Below are 20,243 nucleotides of genomic sequence, written 5' to 3' on the forward strand. Positions count from 1 at the left end.
TGAACGATCCGAACGAAGGCGATCTCCTCCATGCGTGCCGCTCTCTACCTGTCTGCCGGGAACGTCGTCGTCGACGACGTGCCCGACGCCTCCCTGTCCCAGCCCACCGACGCCGTGGTGCGGGTTCTCCGTTCCTGCGTCTGCGGTTCGGACCTGTGGTCCTACCGCGGGATCATCAACCGCGTGGAGCGATCCCGGCTGGGCCACGAGTTCATCGGCGTCGTCGAGGAAGTCGGCAGCGAGGTCGGCACCCTCCGTCCCGGCGACCTCGTCGTCGCGCCGTTCATGTGGTCCGACAACACCTGCCCGGCCTGCGTGGACGGGATCCAGAGCTCATGTGACAACGGCGGCACCTTCGGCGCGCCGGGCACCGACGGCGGCCAGGGCGAAGCCGTGCGGGTTCCCCAGGCCGACGGAACCCTCGTGGCCGTACCGGGTGGCGTGAGCGGTGTCGACGAGTCGCTGTACGCCGCGCTCCTGTCCGCCTCCGACGTGATGGCCACCGGGCTGCACGGAGCCGTCCTGGCCGGCGTCACCGAGGGGTCGACGGTGGCCGTCATCGGCGACGGGGCGGTCGGACTGTGCGCGGTGCTGGGGGCGAAGGCCGTCCTCGGCGCCGAGCGGATCATCCTGATGAGCCGGCACGCGGACCGCGCCGCGATCGGCAGGTCCTTCGGCGCGACGGATGTCATCGCCGAGCGAGGCGACGAGGGCATCGCGGCCGTCCGCGAAAGGACCGGCGGCCTGGGCGTACGCCATGTGGTGGAAGCGGTCGGCACTCCGGAGTCCTGGGCGATGGCGGTCGGCATGGCCCGCGAGGGAGGCTCGATCGGCGCGGTCGGCATCCCGCACACAGCGCCGGAGCTGCCGTTGTTCCAGCCGCTCATCCACCACCTGAGCCTGAATCTCGGAATCGCCCCCGCACGCCGTTACCTCCCCGACCTGATCTCGCGGATCATGGCCGGGACGCTCGATCCCGGCTCGGTCTTCGATAGCGTGATCCCGCTCGCCGACGTGGCTCAGGGCTATGCCGCGATGTCGGCCCGGGAGTCGATCAAAGTCATGCTCAATTGAACGAGTAGCCGAGACGCCGGCACGCCGGCCACCTGAAATGAGCAGAGATGTCAACGCCCGCCCACCCGCCCGTGACGGCGGATGTGCCCGGAGCCCGCTCCTGGCTGTTCGTCCCCGGTGACCGCGGCGACCGGTTCGCCAAGGCGGCCGCGAGCGGCGCCGACGTCGTGATCTGCGATCTGGAGGACGCCGTCGCCGCGGACGCCAAGGAGCCGGCCCGCGCCGAGGTCGCGCGCTGGCTCGGCGCGGGCGGTGTCGCGTGCGTGCGGATCAACGCCCGGGGCACGCCGTTCCACGACGCCGACGTCTCCGCGCTGTCCGGGGCGCGGGGCCTGCGCGCCGTCATGCTGCCCAAGGCCGAGGACCCGCGGGCCCTGGGTGAGCTGAGCGACGCCCTGGGCCCGGACACCGTGGTGATCGCGCTGGTCGAGACGGCGCTGGGCCTGCACCGCGCGTATGACCTGGCCTCGGCGCCCGGCGTGGCTCGCCTGGCCTTCGGCTCGATCGACTTCGCCCTCGACCTCGGGGCAGAGGAAACCCCGACCTCGATGCTGTTCGCGCGTTCCTCCCTGGTGGTGGCGTCGCGCGCGGCACGCGTGGCCGCCCCGATCGACGGCGTCACCGTCGTCCTGGACGACCCTTCCGTCGTCGAGGCGGAGGCGGCCACCGCGGCCGGCCTGGGTTTCGGAGGCAAGCTGTGCGTCCACCCGCGCCAGGTGAGCGCCGTCAACACCGCGTTCAGCCCCAGCGAGGAGGACGTTCTCCGCGCCCGGCGGATCCTGGACAGCGTCGCCGACGGCGGCGCGGGACGGCTGGACGGGAAGATGGTCGACCGGCCGGTCGTGGAGCGCGCCCGGCTGGTCCTGCGACGGGCCGGCGTGGAGCCCGCCCCCTGACGACCTGAGGAGGTCCTGATGCTCCCGTTGGAGGGCATCACCGTCATCGCGCTGGAACAGGCCGTGGCGGCCCCGTTCGCCACCCGCCAGCTGGCCGACCTCGGTGCACGCGTGATCAAGATCGAGCGTGCGGGCGGCGGGGACTTCGCCCGTGGCTACGACGAGACGGTCAAGGGCATGTCGAGCTACTTCGTGTGGCTCAACCGGGGCAAGGAGAGCATCACGCTCGACATCAAGGACCCCGAGGACCGCGCGGTCCTCGACGCGATGCTCGCGCGGGCGGACGTGTTCGTGCAGAACCTCGTGCCGGGGGCGGTGCAGCGGCTGGGCCTGGACGAGGAGACCCTGCGCGCCAAGCATCCGAGGCTGATCATCTGCTCGATCTCCGGCTACGGCTCGGAGGGCCCTTACCGCAGCAAGAAAGCCTACGACCTGCTCATCCAGTGTGAGACCGGCGTGCTGTCGGTGACCGGCACGCCCGAGTCACCCGTCAAGGCGGGCATCTCCATCGCGGACATCTCCGCCGGCATGTACGCCTACAGCGGTGTGCTGACCGCGCTGTACGAGCGCGAGCGCACCGGCGCCGGCACCGGCTTCGAGGTGGCGATGCTCGACGCGCTCGGCGAGTGGGCAAGCCAGCCGTACTTCTACGCCGGCTACGGCGGCACGCCTCCGCCCCGCACCGGCGCCCGCCACGCCTCCATCTCCCCCTACGGGCCGTACCAGGCCGGAGACGGAGGCCAGGTGTTCATCGGCGTGCAGAACGAGCGCGAGTGGGCGGCGCTCTGCGCCGACGTCCTGGGCCGGCCGGACCTGGCCCGGGACCCGCGTTTCATCCGCAACTCCAGCCGCGTGGAGAACGACGCCGAGCTGCGGGTGATGCTCCAGGAGGCCCTGTCCGGCCTGACCGCCCAGCAGGTCATCGAGCGCCTCGACGAGGTGGGCATCGCCAACGCCCGCATGCGCACCATGCACGAGTTCGCCGAGCACCCGCAGCTGGAGGCACGCGATCGGTGGCGCGAGGTGGACTCTCCCGTCGGCCCCGTCCGCTCCCTGCTGCCCCCGGTCACCGTGACGGGACGGGAGGCGGCCATGGGCGCGATCCCGGCGGCCGGTCAGCACAGCGACGCCCTCCGCGCCGAGTTCGCCCCCGGGGCGGGCGGCCCGGCGGAGGACCGGACCTGACATCGGGCCCAGGTCGTCGCCCGCCCGCCGCACCGAGCCGATCGCCCTGAGCCGGAGCAGCGGCCGAGCCGGCGCCCGGAAACCGGTTGATCAGCGTTCGCGGGTGTCGTAGGCCTCGTGGGCGGCGTCGACCTCGTCGATGTGCCGCTCGGCCCACTCCGTCACGGCCCGGATGACGGGCAGCAGGCTCCGGCCCAGCGGGGTGAGCTCGTAGTCCACGCGCGCCGGGACGGCCGGGGTCACGGTGCGGGAGACGAGACCGTCGCGTTCGAGGTTGCGCAGGGTCTGAGTGAGCATCTTCTGGCTCGCCCCGGCGATCGTGCGGGCCAGCTCCCCGTAGCGGCACCGGCCCTCGGCCAGCTCCTTGAGGATGAGGCCGACCCACTTGTCGCCGATGCGATCGAGCAGCCGGTTGGTGGGGCAGGCGGCGAAACGGGCCCGGTGCGAGACCCGGACCTCCGCCTGCCGTTGCGCGGCGCTTTGCGTGGTCATGCCATCCCTTAGCGTGCGTTGGCCACTTTGAAGTGCGTACTTCTCGCCAAGGGTAGCGATGGCTACTTTCACACCTGACCGTGCAGTTCTCACCCGATCAGGAAGTGAAGAGATCATGACGACGATCGCCGTCCTCGGCTCCGGGCACGTGGCCCGCGCACTTGTCGGTAAGCTCCGCGACGCGGGGCACGAGGTGGTCGTGGGGTCCCGGGATCCGCACGGCTCCGCGACCGCCGGATGGGCCGCCTCCGGCGTACGCGTCGCCGGTCTGCCGGACGCGGCGGGCTCGGCCGAAGTGATCGTCAACGCCATGCCGGGTTCGGCGTCGGTGCGGACGCTGACCGGCCTTGCGGCACAGCTGTCGGGCAAGGTCCTCCTCGACGTCGCGAACGCCGTCGAGGTCGACCCGGCCGGTTTCGCGGCGGCGCTGCTGTACCCGGGCGGCAGCCTGGCCGAGGAGCTTCAGCGGGCGCTGCCCGGGACGCGCGTGGTGAAGACGCTCAACACCGTGCACGACTCGGTCATGGCCGATCCGGCCCGCCTGTCCGCGCCTCCCGCCGCCTTCGTGTCCGGGAACGACGCCGACGCCAAGAAGACCGTCACCGGTCTGCTCACCGACCTGGGCTGGTCACCGGAGTGGATCATCGATCTCGGGGACGTGGAGACCGCCCGGGTGCCCGAGGCGTTCGCGCTGATGATCCGTCATCTCATCCACGCCCTGGGACCCGTGCCGTTCGCCATGGCCGTCGCACGATAGTCACCTCGACGACGTCCGCCCACGAGGAGCCCCCTGCGCGGTGTGCCGTTCGTCACGGCCATGGCACGACAGCCACCGCCGGCTCCGTGCACGGATCCTCGCCCTGCTCCGGCGTTCGCCGCCGCCCCCGGGTATCCGCTCCGGCGCCCCCGACCCGCGTCCGGTGCTTACGGCTGACGGGCCTCCCTGTCCTTCGCCTCGGTTTCGTCCATCTCGGCGGCCTCCTCCGGCGTGGGGGCGGTGCCGCCGAGGTGGCGGGGCTGCCACCAGGCGCCCGGGGGGATCTCCGGGTAGCTCCGCTGGGCCTGGTCCAGCATCGTGGCCATGCGCTCGCGCAGATCGGCGCTGACGGCGTCGTAGTCGTCGCCGCGCTTGGGATACATGGGCTCGCCGACCTGGATGGTGATCGGCACGTGCCGCTGGAACAGCCTCTTGGGGTGGCCCTTGGTCCACAGCCGCTGGGTGCCCCAGAGGGCCATCGGGATCATCGGCACCTTCGCGCCGACGGCCATCCGGACCGCGCCGTTCTTGATCTCCTTGATCGTGAAGGACCGGCTGATCGTGGCCTCCGCGAACACGCCCACGACCTCGCCGTCCCTGAGCGACTTCAGCGCCGCCCCGAACGCGGCGGCGCCCGCCGCGCGGTCCACCGGAATGTGGTGCATGCCACGCATCAGCGGACCGGAGATCCTGTGGTCGAAGACCTCCTTCTTCGCCATGAAGCGCACCAGGCGCTTGGCCGGCAGCGCGGTCAGGCCGGCGAAGATGAAGTCCAGATAGCTGATGTGGTTGCTGACCAGCACAGCTCCACCGGTTCGCGGGATATGCTCCGCGCCCTCAATACGGATCTTGAGGTCCAGGGCGCGGAACAGGGTCCGCGCGGCCCCGATGACCGGGGGGTACACGATCTCAGCCATGGCTGAACCGTACCCCAGCCGCCCGGCAGGTCATGACCGGTGCCTGCCGGACTCAGTGCCCTCGGAAGGCCTCCTCCAGCCACCACGAGCCGCGCGCGGCGCTGACCTTGGCGTGGACCAGCAACGGCCGGTCCCGGGGCCCCTTCACCCACCCGGCCACCGCCGCCAGATCCGCCCGATCCCGTACGGTCACCGCCTCGCAGCCGAATCCCCTGGCGATGGCGGCGAGGTCGGCGGGCGGGAAGGTGACGGTGTCCAGGCGGTGCCCGTCCGGGCCGAAGTGGTGGACCTCGGCGCCGTAGCCCTCGTCGTCGTAGACCACGATCACCATCGGGAGGCCGAGCCGTACGACCGTCTCCAGTTCGGCGATGCCCATCAGCGCGCCGCCGTCGCCGAGCGCGGCCACCGGAAGCCGGTCCGGCCGGGCCACGGCCGCGCCGATCGCGGTGGCCAGGCCGAGTCCGATCGACTGGAAGCCCTGGGTGAAGCAGAAACCGAACTCGTCGGGGACATCGAGGAACATCGCCGGATATCCCATGAAATTTCCGGAGTCGATGGAGACGACGCGTTCCGCGGGGAGCAGGTCGTCCAGCTCGATCGTCAATGTCCGGGGGTCGATCCGGCCGTCCCCGCCCTCGTCGGCGTAGGGCACGTCCCGCCAGCGGTTCTCCCCGGCGATCCGCCCGGCCAGCGCCTCGGACCGGTATCCGACGCCGCCGGACGCGGCTCGCTCCCGTCCGGCGGCGTCCCGATCGGAGGCGGCCGGCGTGCCGGCGACGCTCCCGCCGGACGGGGCCGGCGTGCCGGCGCCGTACTCGCCCGGTGCGGCCGGGTGGGGGCCTCGCCCGGCCTCGCCGAGCAGGTCCGTGACGGCCCGCGCGGTGAGGGCGACGTCGCCGACCACCCCGAGGTGGACGGGGCGGTGGGCGCCGAGGGCCGCGGGATCCAGGTCGACCTGGACGACCGTGGCGTCCGGGCCGATCAGCGCGCCCTGACGCATGGTCCACATGTTGAGCGCGCAGCCCCAGCCCACGATCACGTCCGCGTCGCGGATGAGTTCGGCGGTGAGGGGCGAGGCGAAGCCTCCGCTCACGTCCAGGCTCCAGGGGTTGCCCCGGAAAAGCCCCTTGGCCACGGCGGAGGTGGCGAGCAGCGCCCCTGCCCGCTCGGCGAGCCTTTCGAGCTCCCGCCGAGCCGTACGGCCTCCTCGCCCCGCCACGAACACCGGCCGCCGCGCCGCCGCGAGGATCTCCGCCAGCCGCCCGGCCGCCTCCGCCTCCGGCTCGCCCCCCGCCTGCAGGGTGGCGCCGGAGTCGGGGAAGGCGGCGTCCGGCGGGTTCTGGACGGTCTGGTCCTGCACCTCCAGCGGAAGGTTGAGCAGAACCGTGCGCCGCTCGTCGCGCGCGAGGCGGAACGCCTCGGCGGTCTCGGCGACGGCGGTCCCGGCGGAGCCGATCCGCATCGGGACGGCGCCGACCGCCGTGGCCAGGGCGGTCTGGTCGACGAAGAAGTTGGACCGTGGCGCGGTCACCTCTCCGGCCAGCACGATGAGCGGCGTGCGGCTCTTGGCCGCCTCCGTGATGCCGGTCATCGCGTTGGTGAGACCCGGTCCCTGATGAACGCTGAGTACCCCGACCTTGCCGCTGAGGCGCGCGTAGGCGTCGGCCATGGTCGCCGCGCCGCCCTCGTGGCGCGCGGCGACGTATCGCACACCATGCTCGATCAGCGCGTTGGTGACGTGGAAGTTGCCGCTGCCCACCACCCCGAAGGCGGTGTCCACGCCGAGGGAGGCGAGGACCCGGCCCACGGCTTCGGCGACGTTCACTTCTCGACCAGTGCCAGCACCCGCACCGGGCTGCCGGAGCCGCCGACGATGGGCAGCGGCGGGGCGACGATCACGGCGCCGGTGACCGGGAGCCGGTCGAGGTTGCGGAGCTGGGTCAGGCCGTACTTCCCGGCGCCGAGCATGAACGAGTGGCAGGGGAAGGGCGGGTCGAAGCTGTGCGCGGCGCCCGCGTCGGTGCCCACGGTCTCCACGCCGAGCCCGGCGATCGAGGTCTCCTCGGCCAGCCACTTGGCGCACTCCGCCGAGATGCCGGGCGTGTGCGGGCCCGTCTCGTTCGCGTTCAGGAAACGCTCCTGGTCGTGGGAGTGGGCGTCCCAGCCGGTGCGGTAGAGCAACCACCCGCCCTCGGGAAGCGGCCCGTTGGCCTGCTCCCACTCCTTGACGTGCTCGATCTCCAGCAGGAAGTCGGGGTCCTTGTCCGCCTGGGCGGAGAAGTCGAGCACCACGGCCGGGGCGATCAGCCGCTCCACCGGCACCTGTGAGATGTCCTCGCCGTCCTTGCCGGTGACCCAGTGGATCGGCGCGTCGAAATGCGTTCCCGAATGTTCGCCGGTCGAGATGTCGTTCCAGTACCAGGCCGGGCCGCGGTCGTCATAGCGGCTGATCTCCTTCAGCGTGAAGGGGACGGTGTTGCCGAACGGCTCGGGCAGCTGCAGGATCGGCGTCTCCGACGTCAGCGGAGCCGTGAGGTCGATCACCTCGATCCCGCCGTTCCGAACGCTTTCCACCAAGCTCCGCAAAACCGACATGACGCCTCCAGTATCAGAAAAGATCTGGCCAGATCCTCCTACACCCTCACGCCTCCCGTCATCCCCATCTCCCCCGGAGAGGGAACGCCTTCTTCGGGGAGCGCCGTCTCGGGAACATCCTCTCAAGGAGAGACCGCCTCACCCGCAGGCGTCCTCACCTGCAGGCGTCCTCACTTGTAGGCGTCGACGCCGAGTGCGATCGCGACGAGCAGGCCGCAGACGGCGGCGACGATCCGGAGGGACTGGCCGGGGAGCCGCCGTGCGATCGCCGGGCCGGACCAGCCTCCCACCAGGAACCCCGCGGCGAGCGGCGCCACCACGGACCAGTCCACCGGCCCGAAGATCGCGAAGCCGATCGCGGCCACGGCGTTGGCCAGCGCGGACACCACGTTCTTGACGGCGTTGACCTTGACCGGCGTCTGGTCCAGCACGGCCGCCAGCACCGCGAACATGAGGATCCCACCGGCCGCTCCGAAGTATCCGATGTAGATCGCGACCGCGAACAGCGCGGCGCGCACCGCCCAGCCGCGCTCCGCCTCGGGACTTCCCGCCAGGGCGACCAGCCTCGGAGGGCGGATCAACATCAGTGAGGCGGCCGCGATCAGCCACGGCGCGATCACCTCGAACGTCTGGGACGGAGTCAGCAGCAGCAGGAGCGCGCCGGTGGCGCCTCCCAGCGCCGTCACCCACCCCAGTCGCAGGACCCGCCTCCCCTGACCCGCGAGTTCCGGCCGCGATCCGGCCGCCGCCCCCAGGCCGGTGAACATCAGCGCGACCGTGTTCGTGACGTTCGCGCTCAGCGGGGACAGGCCGAACGCCAGCAGCGCCGGGTAGGACACCACGGACGCCAGGCTCACCACCGTGCTGACCACGCCCGCCAGCACTCCCACCGCGGCCAGCCCCAGCACTTCAGCGACAGTCACATCGTCAACCCTAATCACAGGAGTACGTCGTTAATCCTGTTGTTCCACCCTCAGCACGTTTGTCCCACTGTGATGAAAAAAGCCACCCCAGTGGGGAAACGACCCGCGGATCAGGAATCTCTCACCCGCCGGAAACGCCTCACGGGCAGGAGCCAAGAGCGATCCCGGCGACCTCGGCGGAACGCACGTCCGGCGGGGCGCCGCATACGAGCCGGCGACCGAGCGCCCGGCGATCCGGCCCCGGCGGAACGGGCCGGCACCCGGTGCCGGAACCCCTCGGAGGAAAGCCCGCGACGGCCCCGGAGAACGAAATGGACGAGGTTTTCCCAGGTGAGCGCTTGCGATCACCGGCGAACGGGAACAGTTTAGAAACTGTGAAAAAGCTCATCAACGACATCGAGTCGGTCGTACCGGACGCGCTGCGCGGTCTCGCCGCCGCGCATCCCGAGCTGCGGGTGGACGAGGAGAGCCGGATCGTTCTCCGCGCCGCGGGGCCGCGTCCCGGCAAGGTCGGCCTGGTGTCCGGCGGGGGCTCCGGGCACGAGCCGCTGCACACCGGCTTCGTCGGGTACGGCATGCTCGACGCGGCCTGCCCCGGAGAGGTCTTCACCTCCCCGGTGCCCCACCAGATGATCGAGGCCACCACGGCGGTGAACGGCGGCGCCGGGGTGCTGCACATCGTGAAGAACTACACGGGCGACGTCCTGAACTTCCAGATGACCGCCGAGCTCTCCGCCGAGGAGAACATCGAGGTGGCGGCCGTACTGGTCGACGACGACGTGGCCGTGCACAACTCCATCCACACCGCGGGCCGCAGAGGCACCGGGGCCACGGTCTTCGTCGAGAAGATCGCCGGAGCCCTGGCCGAGGCCGGCGCTCCGCTGCGGGAGGTCCTGCGCGTCGCGGAGGAGGTCAACGCCCGCAGCCGTTCTTTCGGCATCGGGCTGAGCTCCTGCACCACACCCGCCGTGGGCAAGCCCACCTTCGACCTGGGCGACGCCGAGATCGAGCTGGGCATAGGCATCCACGGCGAGCCCGGCCGGACCCGCGCGGCCATGCGCCCCGCCCGTGACCTGGCCCGGATCGCGATGGACGCCCTCCACGACGACCTGCCGATCTCCGGGGACACCCTGGTCATGGTGAACGGCATGGGCGGCACGCCCCTGATCGAGCTGTACATCGTCTTCGCGGAGGTCGTCGACTACCTGGCCGAGAAGGGCGCGAGAGCGGCCCGGAGCCTCGTCGGCAACTACACCACCAGCCTCGACATGCAGGGCTTCTCGATCACGACCTGCCGACTGGACGATCGGCTCACCCGCCTCTGGGACGCCCCCGTCGAGACCCCCGCCCTGCGCTGGGGTCGTCTGACGTGAACGCCGCCTTCTTCGCCTCCTGGATCGAGGAGATCATCCGGACCGTCCACGTGGAGAGGGACCGGCTGACCCGGCTGGACGCCGCGGTCGGCGACGCCGACCACGGGGCCAACCTCGATCGGGGCTTCGCCGCGGTCGCGCCGGTGCTGGCCGCCAAGCAGCCGGACACCACCGGGGCGCTGCTGAAGCAGGTCGGGGACACTCTGATCCGCAACGTCGGCGGGGCTTCGGGCCCCCTGTACGGCATGGCGTTCCGTGAGATGGGCAAAGTCCTGGGCGACACCCCCGACGTGTCGGTCGCGGAGCTCTGCACCGCCCTGCGGGCCGGGCTGGCCGGGATCCAGAAGCTGGGGGCGGCGGTCGAAGGCGACAAAACCCTGGTGGACGCCCTCATCCCGGCGATCCGGGCTCTGGAGCAGGCCGTACGGGATGGGGTGAAACAGCAGGAGGCGATCGCCGCCGCGGCGGCGGCGGCCCTCGCCGGGGCGGAGGCCACGATCCCGATGCTGGCCCGCAAGGGGCGGGCCAGCTATCTCGGTCCTCGCAGCGTGGGCCACGAGGACCCCGGCGCGGCCTCCACCGCGCTCATCTTCGCCGCTCTGAACACGGTCGCGACACGATGAGCGAACGCCCTCGATGGTAGGCATCGTTCTCATCTCACACAGTGGTCCGCTGGCCGCCGAGGTCGCGGCCCTGGCCGCGCAGATCGGCGGCGAGAACGTCCCGCTGGCGGCGGCCGGAGGCACCGAGGACGGTGGCCTCGGCACCAGCCCCGGCCTGGTGGAGGCGGCGATCGAGGAGGTGGACCGGGGGGACGGGGTGATTCTCATCCCCGACCTGGGGAGCTCGGTGCTGACCGCCCGGCTGTTCGCAGGACCGGACGTGGTGATCGCCGACGTGCCGTTCGTGGAGGGAACCATCGCCGCCGCCGTGTCGGCGGGCTCGGACATGCCGCTGAAGGACGTGCTCGCGGCGGCCGAGGAGGCCAGGACCTTCCGCAAACTCTGACGCCGGTCGCCCGTACGTCCTCCGGAGACGTGAACGGCGGGCCGGCGCCCTCAGAGGGCCCCGGCGTCCTTGGCGGCGTGGACGGTGGGATGGATCGGCCGGAATCCGAGCTCACGCCGGATCTTGGAGGTGTCGGCGATGCCCTCCCAGGGGTCGTCGAGGGTCCGGTCCGCCGCCTCCCCGGCGACCGGCTCGCCGTTGAGGTTCAGCAGCTCCAGCGCGGTGACGGGTGCGTCGTCGGCGACGTTGAACGCCTCTCCGTCCGCGCCGTCCGCCCGGACGACCCGCAGCAGGGCCTGGGCGACGTCGGCGTGATGCACCAGGTGCAGGCGCTTGTGCGACGGCCAGTCGCGTGCCCACAGGAGCGATTCGGCGAGGTGCGGATCGCCGTCGCCGTAGACGAAGGCCAGACGGGCGACGCGCAGGGGCAACCCCTCGTCCCGATGGAGTCGCAGGAGGGCTTTCTCCGCGCCCGCCTTACTCGTGGGGTAGGCCCGCCCCGGCGGAACGAGCTCATCCGCCTCAAGCGCCGGGCGGCCCCGTCCGGAGCCGTAGGCGAGGGTGGTGCTCGCGTAGACGAACCGGGTGACGCCGGATCGAAGCGCGGACACGGCCAACTCGACCGTGGCGGCGTGGTTGACGGCGACCGCCTCCTCGTCGGAGACGCCGCGGAAGGCCGCGCCGAGATGAACGACGACCTCGGCGCCCTTGAGGACGTCGTCGAGGGCGTCGGTGTCACGCAGGTCGCCGACGACGACCTCGGCGCCGAGAGCGCCCAGGAAAGCGGCCCGGACCGGGTCGCGGACGAGCACCCGGACGGGCTCCCCCTGCTGGAGCAGGCGAGGGACGAACCGGCTGCCGACTCGACCGGTCGCGCCGGTCACGAGGATGGTCATGGTGAGACTCCCGAAGCTCGATGTGGTGTCGGCTCCGACGCTAACATGTACTTTTATACATCAAACCTTTTGATCTATCCAATATTTCGAGCCGGGTGACGTCCGTACCATGGATCTCATGGAAGAACGCGATCCCGGGCGGGACGACCAGCTCAGGTCCGAGACCTGGAAGGGGCTGTACGAGTTCTTCATGGCCGAGCACGAGCGCCGCGTCGAGGCCCTCACCGAGCTCGGCGTCAGCCCCGGAGACCTCAAGGCCCTCATGCGACTGGTCCCGGATCGCGGCGAACCGATGCGCGCGCTGGCCGGCATGTGGCGCTGCGACGCCTCGACCGTCACCTGGATCGTCGACCGGCTGGAGAAGCAGGGACTGGTCGAGCGTCAGGCCCACCAGACCGACAGGCGCGTCAAGGTCGTGGTTCTGAGCCCTCGCGGCAAACAGCTCCGAACGCGGCTGCTGGACGACTTCTACCAGCCACCCGCCATCCTGTCGGAACTGTCGGGCGCCGATCTGGAGGCGCTCCACCGGCTGTCCACACGGCTGCGCCCGGATTGACCCCGCCCGGCCCCATCGTCGCCCGAGGGCGGGCTTCGTCGCCGGCGTCCGGCGTAGAGCTCCCCTTCCGTCGTACCGCCTTCCCTCGTTCCCCCGCCCGAGGTGGCACCTCCACCGCGTCAGCGGTGGCGTGAACCCGCATGGAAGTCGTGACGACTCAGACCGAACGCACACGGGGCCGCATCTGTCCCGGGCCGGGATCCGGTGCCGTTCGTCGCGCTCAACGTTCAGCCGTCGCGCCGGGTCCGGCTGTCTCCTGGAGTTCCTTGACCACCTCGGCGGCCTGCTCGGAAGCACCGGCTTCCTCGTACAGCCGTGCCGCCTCCGTCAACGCCTGGCGCGCCTCCTCGATCCGGCCCAGGCGCCGCAGCGCGGTGCCCAGGCCGCGATGGGTACGCCCCAGGACCCAGGTAATCGGGTGGGCGCGCAACTCGGGCAGTGCCTGCTGGAAGGCCTCGACCGCCTCCTCCCAGCGTTCGAGCGCGAGGTAAGTGATGCCGACACCGTCCAGGGCGGCCCCGAGACTGAAGCTGACGATGGCCGGAGAGCCGCCGTAGGCGGGGTCACGCAGCGTGGCCACCAGCGCCAGACTGTGCTCCAAGCCCTTCTCTGGCCGGTCCGCCCGACTCAGCGCGCTGATGTAGCCCACCACGGCCTGGGGATAACCTTCCAGGTCCCCGGCTTGGAGAAGGAGATCAGCGGCTCGCCGGGTGTAGTCCAGCTCACGCTCCAGGCTCGCCGGATCGCCCTTGAGTGCCCAGCCGGCATACACCAGTGCCCACCCCTGCTGGCGTACGTCGCCGGCCTCGCGGGCCAGCTCCAGTGCCCGCAACGCGGTCGCCTCGCCCTCCTCGCCACGGCCCTCACACTCAGACAACGCCCAGGACAGGTAGTTGAGATGCACCGCCTCCTGCAGCCGGTCGCCCATGGCCCGTGACGCGCCGGAGGACAGCTCGAACACCTCGGTCCAGTGCCCCCACTGGATCCACTGGTCGGAGAACCAGTGCATGGACTCGGCCACCTCGACCACCGTCGCGTGCTCTCCACGCCGAGCCACCGAGCGCAGCGCCTCCAGCCAGGCCACGCTCTCCGCCCGCAGCCAATCGCTCGCCTCCCGCCGGCTGTCGAGCGTGACCAGGGAACGCCACTCCGGCGGCGGAGCGCCATGGCCCGGCTCGAACCAGCGCCCGGCCACCACCGCCATCTCCAGCAGCCATGCCTCCATCCGCCGGCGCGCCTCCCGCCGCGCCTCGATCGGCTCCTCCTGCTCCAGCTGGGCACGGGCATACAACCGGACCAGGTCGTGGAAGACGTACCGCCCGGCGTACGGCGAGGTCAGCAGGCCCAGCTCGACCAGCTCCTCCAGCGCGTCCTCGGCCTCGAACACATCCACCTGGGCCAAAACGGCGGCCAGCGGCACCCCGACATCCGATGCGACCGCCAGCGCCAGCCGCCGGAAAGCAACCCTCGCCGTCCCCGACACCTGCCGATACGACAACGCGAACGCGGCGGCCACCGCCAAATCCCCGACCGCCAGCGCTTCCAACCGGCGTCCCTCATCCCCCAGCCGCCCCGTCAGCTGGCCCACCGTCCAACCCGGACGGCTCTGCAACCGGTTACCCGCGATGCGCACCGCCAGCGGCAGATTCCCGCACAACCGGGCCAGCTCGGCCACCCCGTCCGGATCGGCCGCGGTCCGCTCCATCCCCACGATCGCCCGCAACAGCCCGGCCGCCTCCACCTCCGACAACTGCTCCAGCGGGACCTGGCGCACCCCGTCCAGCCCGGCCAGCGACCGCCGGCTGGTGACGATGGTCATCCCCCGGCCACCCGCCGGCAGCAACGGCAGCACCTGCGCCTCATCGGCGGCGTTGTCCAGCACGATCAGGCACCGCCGATCACCCAGCAGCGCCCGGTAGAGCTCGGCCCGCTCCTCCGCGTCGTCGGGGATCCGCCGCTCGTCCACGCCCAAGGCCTTCAGCAGCCGCGACAGCACCGCCCCGGAGTTCAGCGGCACCGCGTCCATGCCACGCAGGTCCACATAAAAGCGGCCGTCGGGGAACAGCTCGGCCAGGTGCCGGGCGGCATGCACCGCCAGGGCCGTCTTGCCGATCCCGGCGGTACCGGAGATGGTGACCACCACCGCGGCCTGCCCCGCTTCGGCCCGCCCGGCTTCGGCCTGCCCCGCTTCGGCCCGCCCGGCTTCGGCCTGCCCGGCGAGCTCGCGCAACAGGCCCAGTTCCCCCACCCGGCCGGTGAAGTCACCCGCCCCGCGCGGCAGCTCGCACACACCCGCCACCGGACCGCTCGGACGGGGCCTGCCTACCCGCGCGGCCTGGGCCAGCTCGGCCCGCTGCTCCTCACCGAGCCGCAACGCCTCGGCCAGCGCCTCCACCGTGCGCTGTTGCGGACCGCGGCTGATGCCGCGTTCCATGTTCCCGATGGCCCGCACGCTCACCCCTGAGACGTGCGACAACTCCTCGATCGTCAGCTGCGCCGCCTGCCGCAGGCTCCGCAGAAGCACACCGAACGAGCCGACCATCCGCACTCCCCGAAACCGTGTCCGCTCCGGCCGCCGGGCGGCTCACTCCTCGACCAGACGAGCCATGGGCCCCCGGCGCGCCCAGAACATGATCAAACATGTCGTCTGCGCCGGTCAGCGCGGTGCGACCCTACTTGTGGCGGAAGTAGACGAACAGGCGGCCGTGGTTCTTGGCGTCCTTGTCGATGCGATGGTAGAGAGCCTTGATCTCCTTCTGCTCAAGGAAGCGCAGGACCTTCTTCTTGAGCTGGCCCGAGCCCTTGCCAGGGATGATCTCGACCTCGGTGGCCTTCTTCCTCATGGCCTCGTCGATGATGCCCCGCAGCGCCTTGTCGATCTCCCCGCCTCGGTTGTAGAGGGGGTGCAGATCCAGCTTGAGCTTCAACCAGGCCTCCCGCGTGTCGCTTCAGGCCAGTTTACGCACAGCGGATCGCCACCTCGCCGTGCCGGCCGACGGCTCTTCGCGGCAAGGCCGGCCGGGTGATCCCGCCGGCTTCTCAGAGATCACCCGAGAGCAGGTGCGACGCCGAGCCGGGTCCGCACGTCGCACACCGTCGATCGACATCGGACCGCGCGGGCCCGTTCCGGAGGACTCGTACCACGCTCATTTCTCAGCGATTGTCAACGCCTAAAGGGACAAAAGGGATGGGAATTCCTGCCATCTACCACGACGGCGTCCCGCCGCGAGGCTGGGCAGACTATGTAATTAAATTTGACTAATTCCGCCAATAATTATGGCAATTTCACTGTCTATGCAGATAAATGATCCCTAGTTAGGCTCCCGATCGTGATCGTCCGTCCTTCGGGACTGCCGATCGTGCGTCACCCAACGGGGAGGGTCGAGGCCTTCTCCGTCATGCTCCACCGGGCATGCCCGGCGCCCTCCTCCCTCCCTGCTCCGTGACGTGTTCATGCGTCCTACAGGGAGGTCTCGTTGTCCCCGAAGCCCCACTTATCAAGGATCAGGCGCGTGGCGGTGCTCGCCGTCGGCGTCGGGCTCGTCGCGGCGATGGCGCCGCCGTCGAGTGCGGCCACATCCCCCACCCCCACCCCGCCGGCCAAGTGGACGGCGACCCCGCTGACCGGGGGTGAACTGGTCCAGGGCGCGAAATCGCCGACCGGCAAGCTCGCACAGAGCGACCAAGGGCTGCTGAGGTCGACCTCGGGCGCCACGGTCAACGTGATGGTCAAGCTGGACTACGACTCGTACGCCGCCTATCAAGGGGGACTTGAGGGGCTACCGGCGACAAGTCCGACGAAAACCGGCAAATCTCTTGATATCAAGAGCGGTGACGCCAAGAAATACGAAAAGCACATCGAAGAAGTCGAGAACGGCTTCCTCTCCGAGTTGGCCAAGCGCGTGCCCAACGCCAGAGCGGGACAGAAACTGCGGACCGTCTACGGCGGCATCGCATTGCGGATCCCGGCCAACAAGGCGGCCGAGCTGCTGAAGCTGCCCGGCGTGGCCGCCGTCCAGGAGGACAAGCCCGAGAAGCTTCTGAGCGACTCCAGCCCCGCCTTCATCGGGGCTCCCACGATCTACAACAAGCTGGGCGGCAGTTCCTCCTCCGGCAAGGGCGTCATCGTCGGCGTCCTGGACTCCGGCGCCTGGCCGGAGCACCCCCAGTTCGCCGACCCCGGCACGCTGCCCGCCGTACCCCCCACCAGGGACGGCAGCCCGCGTATCTGCGACTTCGGCGACAACCCGCTGACCCCGGGGGCGGACCCGTTCGCCTGCAACCGCAAGCTGATCGGCGGCGCGGCGTTCCTCGAGACCTACCTGTCGATACCCGAGAACCCGGACGAGGTCTACACCAGCGCCCGTGACTCCAACGGCCACGGCACCCACACCGCGACCACCTCGGCGGGCGGCCCGGTGGCCCACGCCAACCCGCTCGGCATCGACCGCGGCCCGATCCACGGCATCGCCCCGGCGGCGCACGTGTCGGTCTACAAGGTCTGCGGCGCCCTGGGCTGCTATCCCTCCGACACCGCGCAGGCGGTGGGCCAGGCGATCAACGACGGCGTCCGCGTGATCAACTTCTCGATCTCCGGCGGCAGTTCCCCCTACAGCGACCCGGTGGAGCTGGCCTTCCTCGACGCCTACGCGGCGGGCGTGCTCGTCTCCGCCTCGGCGGGCAACTCGGGCCCCGGAGCGGCCACCGCCGACCACCTCAGCCCGTGGGTGACCACGGTGGCGGCGTCCACCCAGAGCAGGACCTTCCAGTCCACCCTCACCCTGGCCGGCGCGGGCGGCGCGAGCACCACGCTGAAGGGCGCCTCCATCACCGCGGGCATCGCCTCGCCGCTGCCGGTGGTCCTGGCCTCGGCCCCGCCCTACTCCAACGCGCTGTGCACGGCGCCCGCTCCCCCGGGGCTGTTCGCCGGGAAGATCGTCGCCTGCGAGCGCGGTCCCGGACGAATCGTGAAGGGCTTCAACGTCCTCCAGGGCGGCGCGGCAGGCATGATCCTTTACAACGCCACGCCGCTCGACGTCATGACCGACAACCACTGGATTCCGACGGTCCACCTCGACAAGCCGCAGACCGACACCCTGCTGGCCTTCCTGTCCGCCAACCCCGGCGCGACCGGCAAGCTCACCCAGGGCACCAAGGCCACCTGGCAGGGTGACGTGATCACCACGTTCTCCTCCCGCGGGCCCGGCGGCGACTTCCTCAAGCCGGACGTCACCGCACCCGGCCTGCACATCGTAGCGGGGCAGACCCCGACGCTGGAGAATACGGCGGGTGGCCCGCAGGGCAACCTGTACCAGGTCATCGCGGGCACCTCGATGTCGGCTCCGCACGTCGCGGGCGCCGCGGCCCTGGTGTTCGCGCTGCACCCGAACTGGACGCCCGGCCAGGTGAAGTCCGCGCTGGAGACGACGGCCAAGACCTCGGTCACCAAGCAGGACCGCGTCACCCCCGCCGACCCGTTCGACTTCGGCGGCGGTCGCATCGACCTGACCAAGGCCGGCGACCCGGGCCTGACCCTGAACGAGACGGCGGAGAACTTCGCCGCCTCGGCCACCGACGCGCTCAACCGCATCGACCTCAACCTGCCGTCGGTGAACGCCCCGACCATGCCGGGTCTCATCACCGCCAAGCGGACGTTCACCAACGTCACCGACAAGACGCTCACCTTCACCGCCACCGGAACGACCGTCAAGGGCGCGAACATCACGGTGCTGCCGCCGCTGTTCAGCGTCAAGCCGGGCAAGACCGCCAAGGTCAGCGTGGTGATCACCGCACCGGACCTGCCGGACGGGCAGTACTTCGGCCAGGTGAACCTCAAGCAGATCGGTGGCACGCGCAACCTGCACCTGCCGGTCGCGTTCTTCCGCAAGGAAGGCGCCGTCCCGATCGAGCAGACCTGTGTGCCGGCCACCATCCCGCAGAACACCGGCGAGTCCACCTGCACGGTCAGCGTGCAGAACGACAACCTTGAGGCCGCCGAGGTGACGGCGCTCAGCACGCTGGACGGCAAGCTGCGGCTGAACAGCGTGACCGGTGCCACCAAGATCGGCTCACAGATAGCGACGGTGAAGACCACCCTCGCGGCCAAGCAGCCGGACAGGCCGGGCATCGCCCCGGGCACCGGACCCGCTCCCTACCTGCCGCTCGACGCCTTCGGCATCACACCGATCGCGATGGGTGACGAGAACGCGATCAACTTCACCGTCCCGCCGTTCCAGTACGCGGGGAAGACCTACACCCGGCTCGGCATCGTCTCCAACGGGTACTCGATCCCGGGAGGCAGCGCGGGCTCGACCGACATCGACTTCATACCGCAGACCCTGCCGAACCCCGCGACCCCGAACAACGTGCTCGCACCCTACTGGACCGACCTGGACGGCACCGGCGCGCCGGGCATCCTCGTCGGGACGCTGACCGACGGCCTGAACGACTGGCTCGTCGTCGAATGGCGGCTCAACCTCTTCGGCACCACCGACACCAAGGTGTTCCAGCAGTGGATCGGGCTGAACGGGACAGAGGACATCACCTACATCTATGACTCGGGCAACCTGCCCGGCGAACCGCCGGCGGCCTACGGCCTGACCGTGGGCGCCGAGAACGACGAGGGTACGGCCGGCGGCCAGATCACCGGTCCGCCGACCGAGGACCTGCGTGTGACCAGCGCGCCCGGAGCTCCCGGCGGCACCCTGACCTACACGATGAAGGTCAAGGGAGTCAGCAAGGGGGTCGGGTCGGTGACGACGGGCACGTCGACGCCGCAGGTGAAGGGCCTCACCATCGAGGTCGACAAGATAACCGTGCAGTAGGAACCAGAAAAAGGACGGGTGGGCCCGGCGCCTCGGCGCCGGGCCCACCCGGGCGTTACGAGGGCCTCACGGAGAGCTGCGCGGACTCACGAAGCCACGGAAAGGACCATGAACCCGGCGGAAGCCGACGAAATCTCAGCGACGGTGTCTCGGGAAGATCCGCGCGGCTCACGAACACGCGGGGCCCGCGAACACGCGGGGCCCGCGAACGTGCGGGTCCGCGAACGTGCGGGGCCTGCGAACGTGCGGGGCCTGCGAAGAACCCACGGAATCCCAGCGGGATCCCAGCGGGATCTCAGCGGTGGAGGTAGTCCACCAGGTGCGCCTTCTCGGTCTCCAGCACCTCGATGGCGTTCTTGACCACGTCGCCGATGCTCACGATCCCGGCCAGTCGCCCGTCTGCCACGACCGGCACGTGCCGGATGCGGTGCGTGGTCATGAGCTGCCGCAGGTCGTCCACGTTGACGTCGGGAGAGGAGGTGCGGACCTCGGTCGTCATGATGGACGACACCGGGGACCCCAGCACGTCCGAGCCCCGGTCGTTCAGCCGTCGCACCACGTCCCGCTCGGAGACGATACCCACGATCGACACGCCGTCCTCGGACACCACCACGGCACCGATGTTGTTCGTGGCCAGGACGGCCAGGAGTTCGGCCACCGTCGCGTCGGGGCTGACGGTTGCCACGTATGTGCCCTTGCCTTGCAGAATCGTACCGATCAGCATCGACATCACCTCGGTTCAGCCTG

Annotated in this window: 18 protein-coding genes; 9 read left to right on the plus strand and 9 right to left on the minus strand. The window is 70.6% G+C overall.

All coding sequences use genetic code 11. The features are described from left to right. Nucleotides 1–30 precede the first annotated feature (30 nt). From J2853_RS20290 to J2853_RS20300, 3 genes are read left to right on the plus strand one after another with little or no spacing between them, the layout of a single operon-like run. Nucleotides 31–1,074: a zinc-binding dehydrogenase gene (locus tag J2853_RS20290; protein ID WP_307560210.1), complete on the plus strand. Its 1,044-nt coding sequence runs from the start codon at nt 31–33 to the stop codon at nt 1,072–1,074. A gap of 47 nt (nt 1,075–1,121) precedes the next feature. Then, the gene (locus J2853_RS20295) at nt 1,122–1,970 is read left to right on the plus strand and encodes an HpcH/HpaI aldolase/citrate lyase family protein (RefSeq protein ID WP_307560212.1); all 849 of its coding nucleotides are present in this window, start codon (nt 1,122–1,124) and stop codon (nt 1,968–1,970) included. Nucleotides 1,971–1,988: 18 nt separating this feature from the next. Then, nucleotides 1,989–3,155, plus strand: a complete 1,167-nt coding sequence (locus J2853_RS20300) for a CaiB/BaiF CoA transferase family protein (protein WP_307560213.1) — start codon at nt 1,989–1,991, stop codon at nt 3,153–3,155. Nucleotides 3,156–3,245: 90 nt separating this feature from the next. Here the strand turns inward: J2853_RS20300 and J2853_RS20305 are convergent, their stop codons facing one another. Continuing rightward, nucleotides 3,246–3,647 carry a winged helix-turn-helix transcriptional regulator gene (locus J2853_RS20305; RefSeq protein ID WP_307560214.1) on the minus strand — a complete coding sequence of 134 codons (402 nt, stop codon included), beginning with the start codon at nt 3,645–3,647 and terminating at the stop codon, nt 3,246–3,248. 115 nt (nt 3,648–3,762) lie between these two features. Between J2853_RS20305 and J2853_RS20310 the strand changes: the two genes are divergently transcribed. Beyond that, nucleotides 3,763–4,404, plus strand: a complete 642-nt coding sequence (locus tag J2853_RS20310) for an NADPH-dependent F420 reductase (RefSeq protein ID WP_307560216.1) — start codon at nt 3,763–3,765, stop codon at nt 4,402–4,404. 167 nt (nt 4,405–4,571) lie between these two features. Here the strand turns inward: J2853_RS20310 and J2853_RS20315 are convergent, their stop codons facing one another. From J2853_RS20315 to J2853_RS20330, 4 genes are all read right to left on the minus strand, one after another. Then, nucleotides 4,572–5,321, minus strand: coding sequence for a lysophospholipid acyltransferase family protein (locus J2853_RS20315; protein ID WP_307560218.1), 750 nt, complete (start codon nt 5,319–5,321; stop codon nt 4,572–4,574). Nucleotides 5,322–5,373: 52 nt separating this feature from the next. Then, the gene (locus J2853_RS20320) at nt 5,374–7,146 is read right to left on the minus strand and encodes a thiamine pyrophosphate-binding protein (protein WP_307560220.1); all 1,773 of its coding nucleotides are present in this window, start codon (nt 7,144–7,146) and stop codon (nt 5,374–5,376) included. Further along, nucleotides 7,143–7,895, minus strand: a complete 753-nt coding sequence (locus J2853_RS20325; RefSeq protein ID WP_307560222.1) for a cyclase family protein — start codon at nt 7,893–7,895, stop codon at nt 7,143–7,145. Before J2853_RS20325 ends, J2853_RS20320 begins: the two co-directional genes overlap by 4 nt. 191 nt (nt 7,896–8,086) lie before the next feature. Then, nucleotides 8,087–8,839 carry a sulfite exporter TauE/SafE family protein gene (locus tag J2853_RS20330; protein ID WP_307560224.1) on the minus strand — a complete coding sequence of 251 codons (753 nt, stop codon included), beginning with the start codon at nt 8,837–8,839 and terminating at the stop codon, nt 8,087–8,089. A gap of 374 nt (nt 8,840–9,213) precedes the next feature. Here J2853_RS20330 and dhaK point away from each other — a divergent pair, with 374 nt between their 5' ends. The 3 genes from dhaK to J2853_RS20345 are packed head-to-tail and all read left to right on the plus strand — an operon-like array spanning nt 9,214 to nt 11,220. Continuing rightward, a complete protein-coding gene (gene dhaK / locus J2853_RS20335) occupies nt 9,214–10,212 on the plus strand; it encodes a dihydroxyacetone kinase subunit DhaK (protein WP_307560226.1) in 999 nt (332 codons plus the stop codon). Continuing rightward, complete coding sequence (dhaL, locus tag J2853_RS20340) at nt 10,209–10,835, plus strand: dihydroxyacetone kinase subunit DhaL (RefSeq protein WP_307560228.1); 627 nt, start codon at nt 10,209–10,211, stop codon at nt 10,833–10,835. The genes dhaK and dhaL overlap by 4 nt, the downstream gene beginning before the upstream one ends. A gap of 13 nt (nt 10,836–10,848) precedes the next feature. Further along, on the plus strand, nt 10,849–11,220 hold the full coding sequence (locus J2853_RS20345; RefSeq protein WP_307560229.1) for a PTS-dependent dihydroxyacetone kinase phosphotransferase subunit DhaM: 372 nt from the start codon (nt 10,849–10,851) through the stop codon (nt 11,218–11,220). 50 nt (nt 11,221–11,270) lie between these two features. On the opposite strand, the gene J2853_RS20350 is transcribed toward J2853_RS20345, so the two are convergent. Continuing rightward, a complete protein-coding gene (locus J2853_RS20350; protein ID WP_307560231.1) occupies nt 11,271–12,116 on the minus strand; it encodes an NAD-dependent epimerase/dehydratase family protein in 846 nt (281 codons plus the stop codon). A gap of 118 nt (nt 12,117–12,234) precedes the next feature. Between J2853_RS20350 and J2853_RS20355 the strand changes: the two genes are divergently transcribed. Next, nucleotides 12,235–12,672 carry a MarR family winged helix-turn-helix transcriptional regulator gene (locus J2853_RS20355; RefSeq protein WP_307560233.1) on the plus strand — a complete coding sequence of 146 codons (438 nt, stop codon included), beginning with the start codon at nt 12,235–12,237 and terminating at the stop codon, nt 12,670–12,672. Nucleotides 12,673–12,892: 220 nt separating this feature from the next. On the opposite strand, the gene J2853_RS20360 is transcribed toward J2853_RS20355, so the two are convergent. Together J2853_RS20360 and J2853_RS20365 are read right to left on the minus strand one after the other, a co-directional pair. After that, on the minus strand, nt 12,893–15,214 hold the full coding sequence (locus tag J2853_RS20360; protein ID WP_307560235.1) for an ATP-binding protein: 2,322 nt from the start codon (nt 15,212–15,214) through the stop codon (nt 12,893–12,895). 130 nt (nt 15,215–15,344) lie between these two features. Next, nucleotides 15,345–15,599 carry a Smr/MutS family protein gene (locus tag J2853_RS20365; RefSeq protein ID WP_307560237.1) on the minus strand — a complete coding sequence of 85 codons (255 nt, stop codon included), beginning with the start codon at nt 15,597–15,599 and terminating at the stop codon, nt 15,345–15,347. Between the two features lie 585 nt (nt 15,600–16,184). Between J2853_RS20365 and J2853_RS20370 the strand changes: the two genes are divergently transcribed. Further along, the gene (locus J2853_RS20370) at nt 16,185–19,496 is read left to right on the plus strand and encodes a S8 family serine peptidase (protein WP_307560239.1); all 3,312 of its coding nucleotides are present in this window, start codon (nt 16,185–16,187) and stop codon (nt 19,494–19,496) included. Between the two features lie 295 nt (nt 19,497–19,791). On the opposite strand, the gene J2853_RS20375 is transcribed toward J2853_RS20370, so the two are convergent. Then, on the minus strand, nt 19,792–20,220 hold the full coding sequence (locus J2853_RS20375) for a CBS domain-containing protein (protein WP_307560241.1): 429 nt from the start codon (nt 20,218–20,220) through the stop codon (nt 19,792–19,794). Nucleotides 20,221–20,243: the final 23 nt, after the last annotated feature.

Origin of the sequence: Streptosporangium lutulentum, from assembly GCF_030811455.1 — a bacterium.
GTDB classification, from domain to species: domain Bacteria; phylum Actinomycetota; class Actinomycetes; order Streptosporangiales; family Streptosporangiaceae; genus Streptosporangium; species Streptosporangium lutulentum.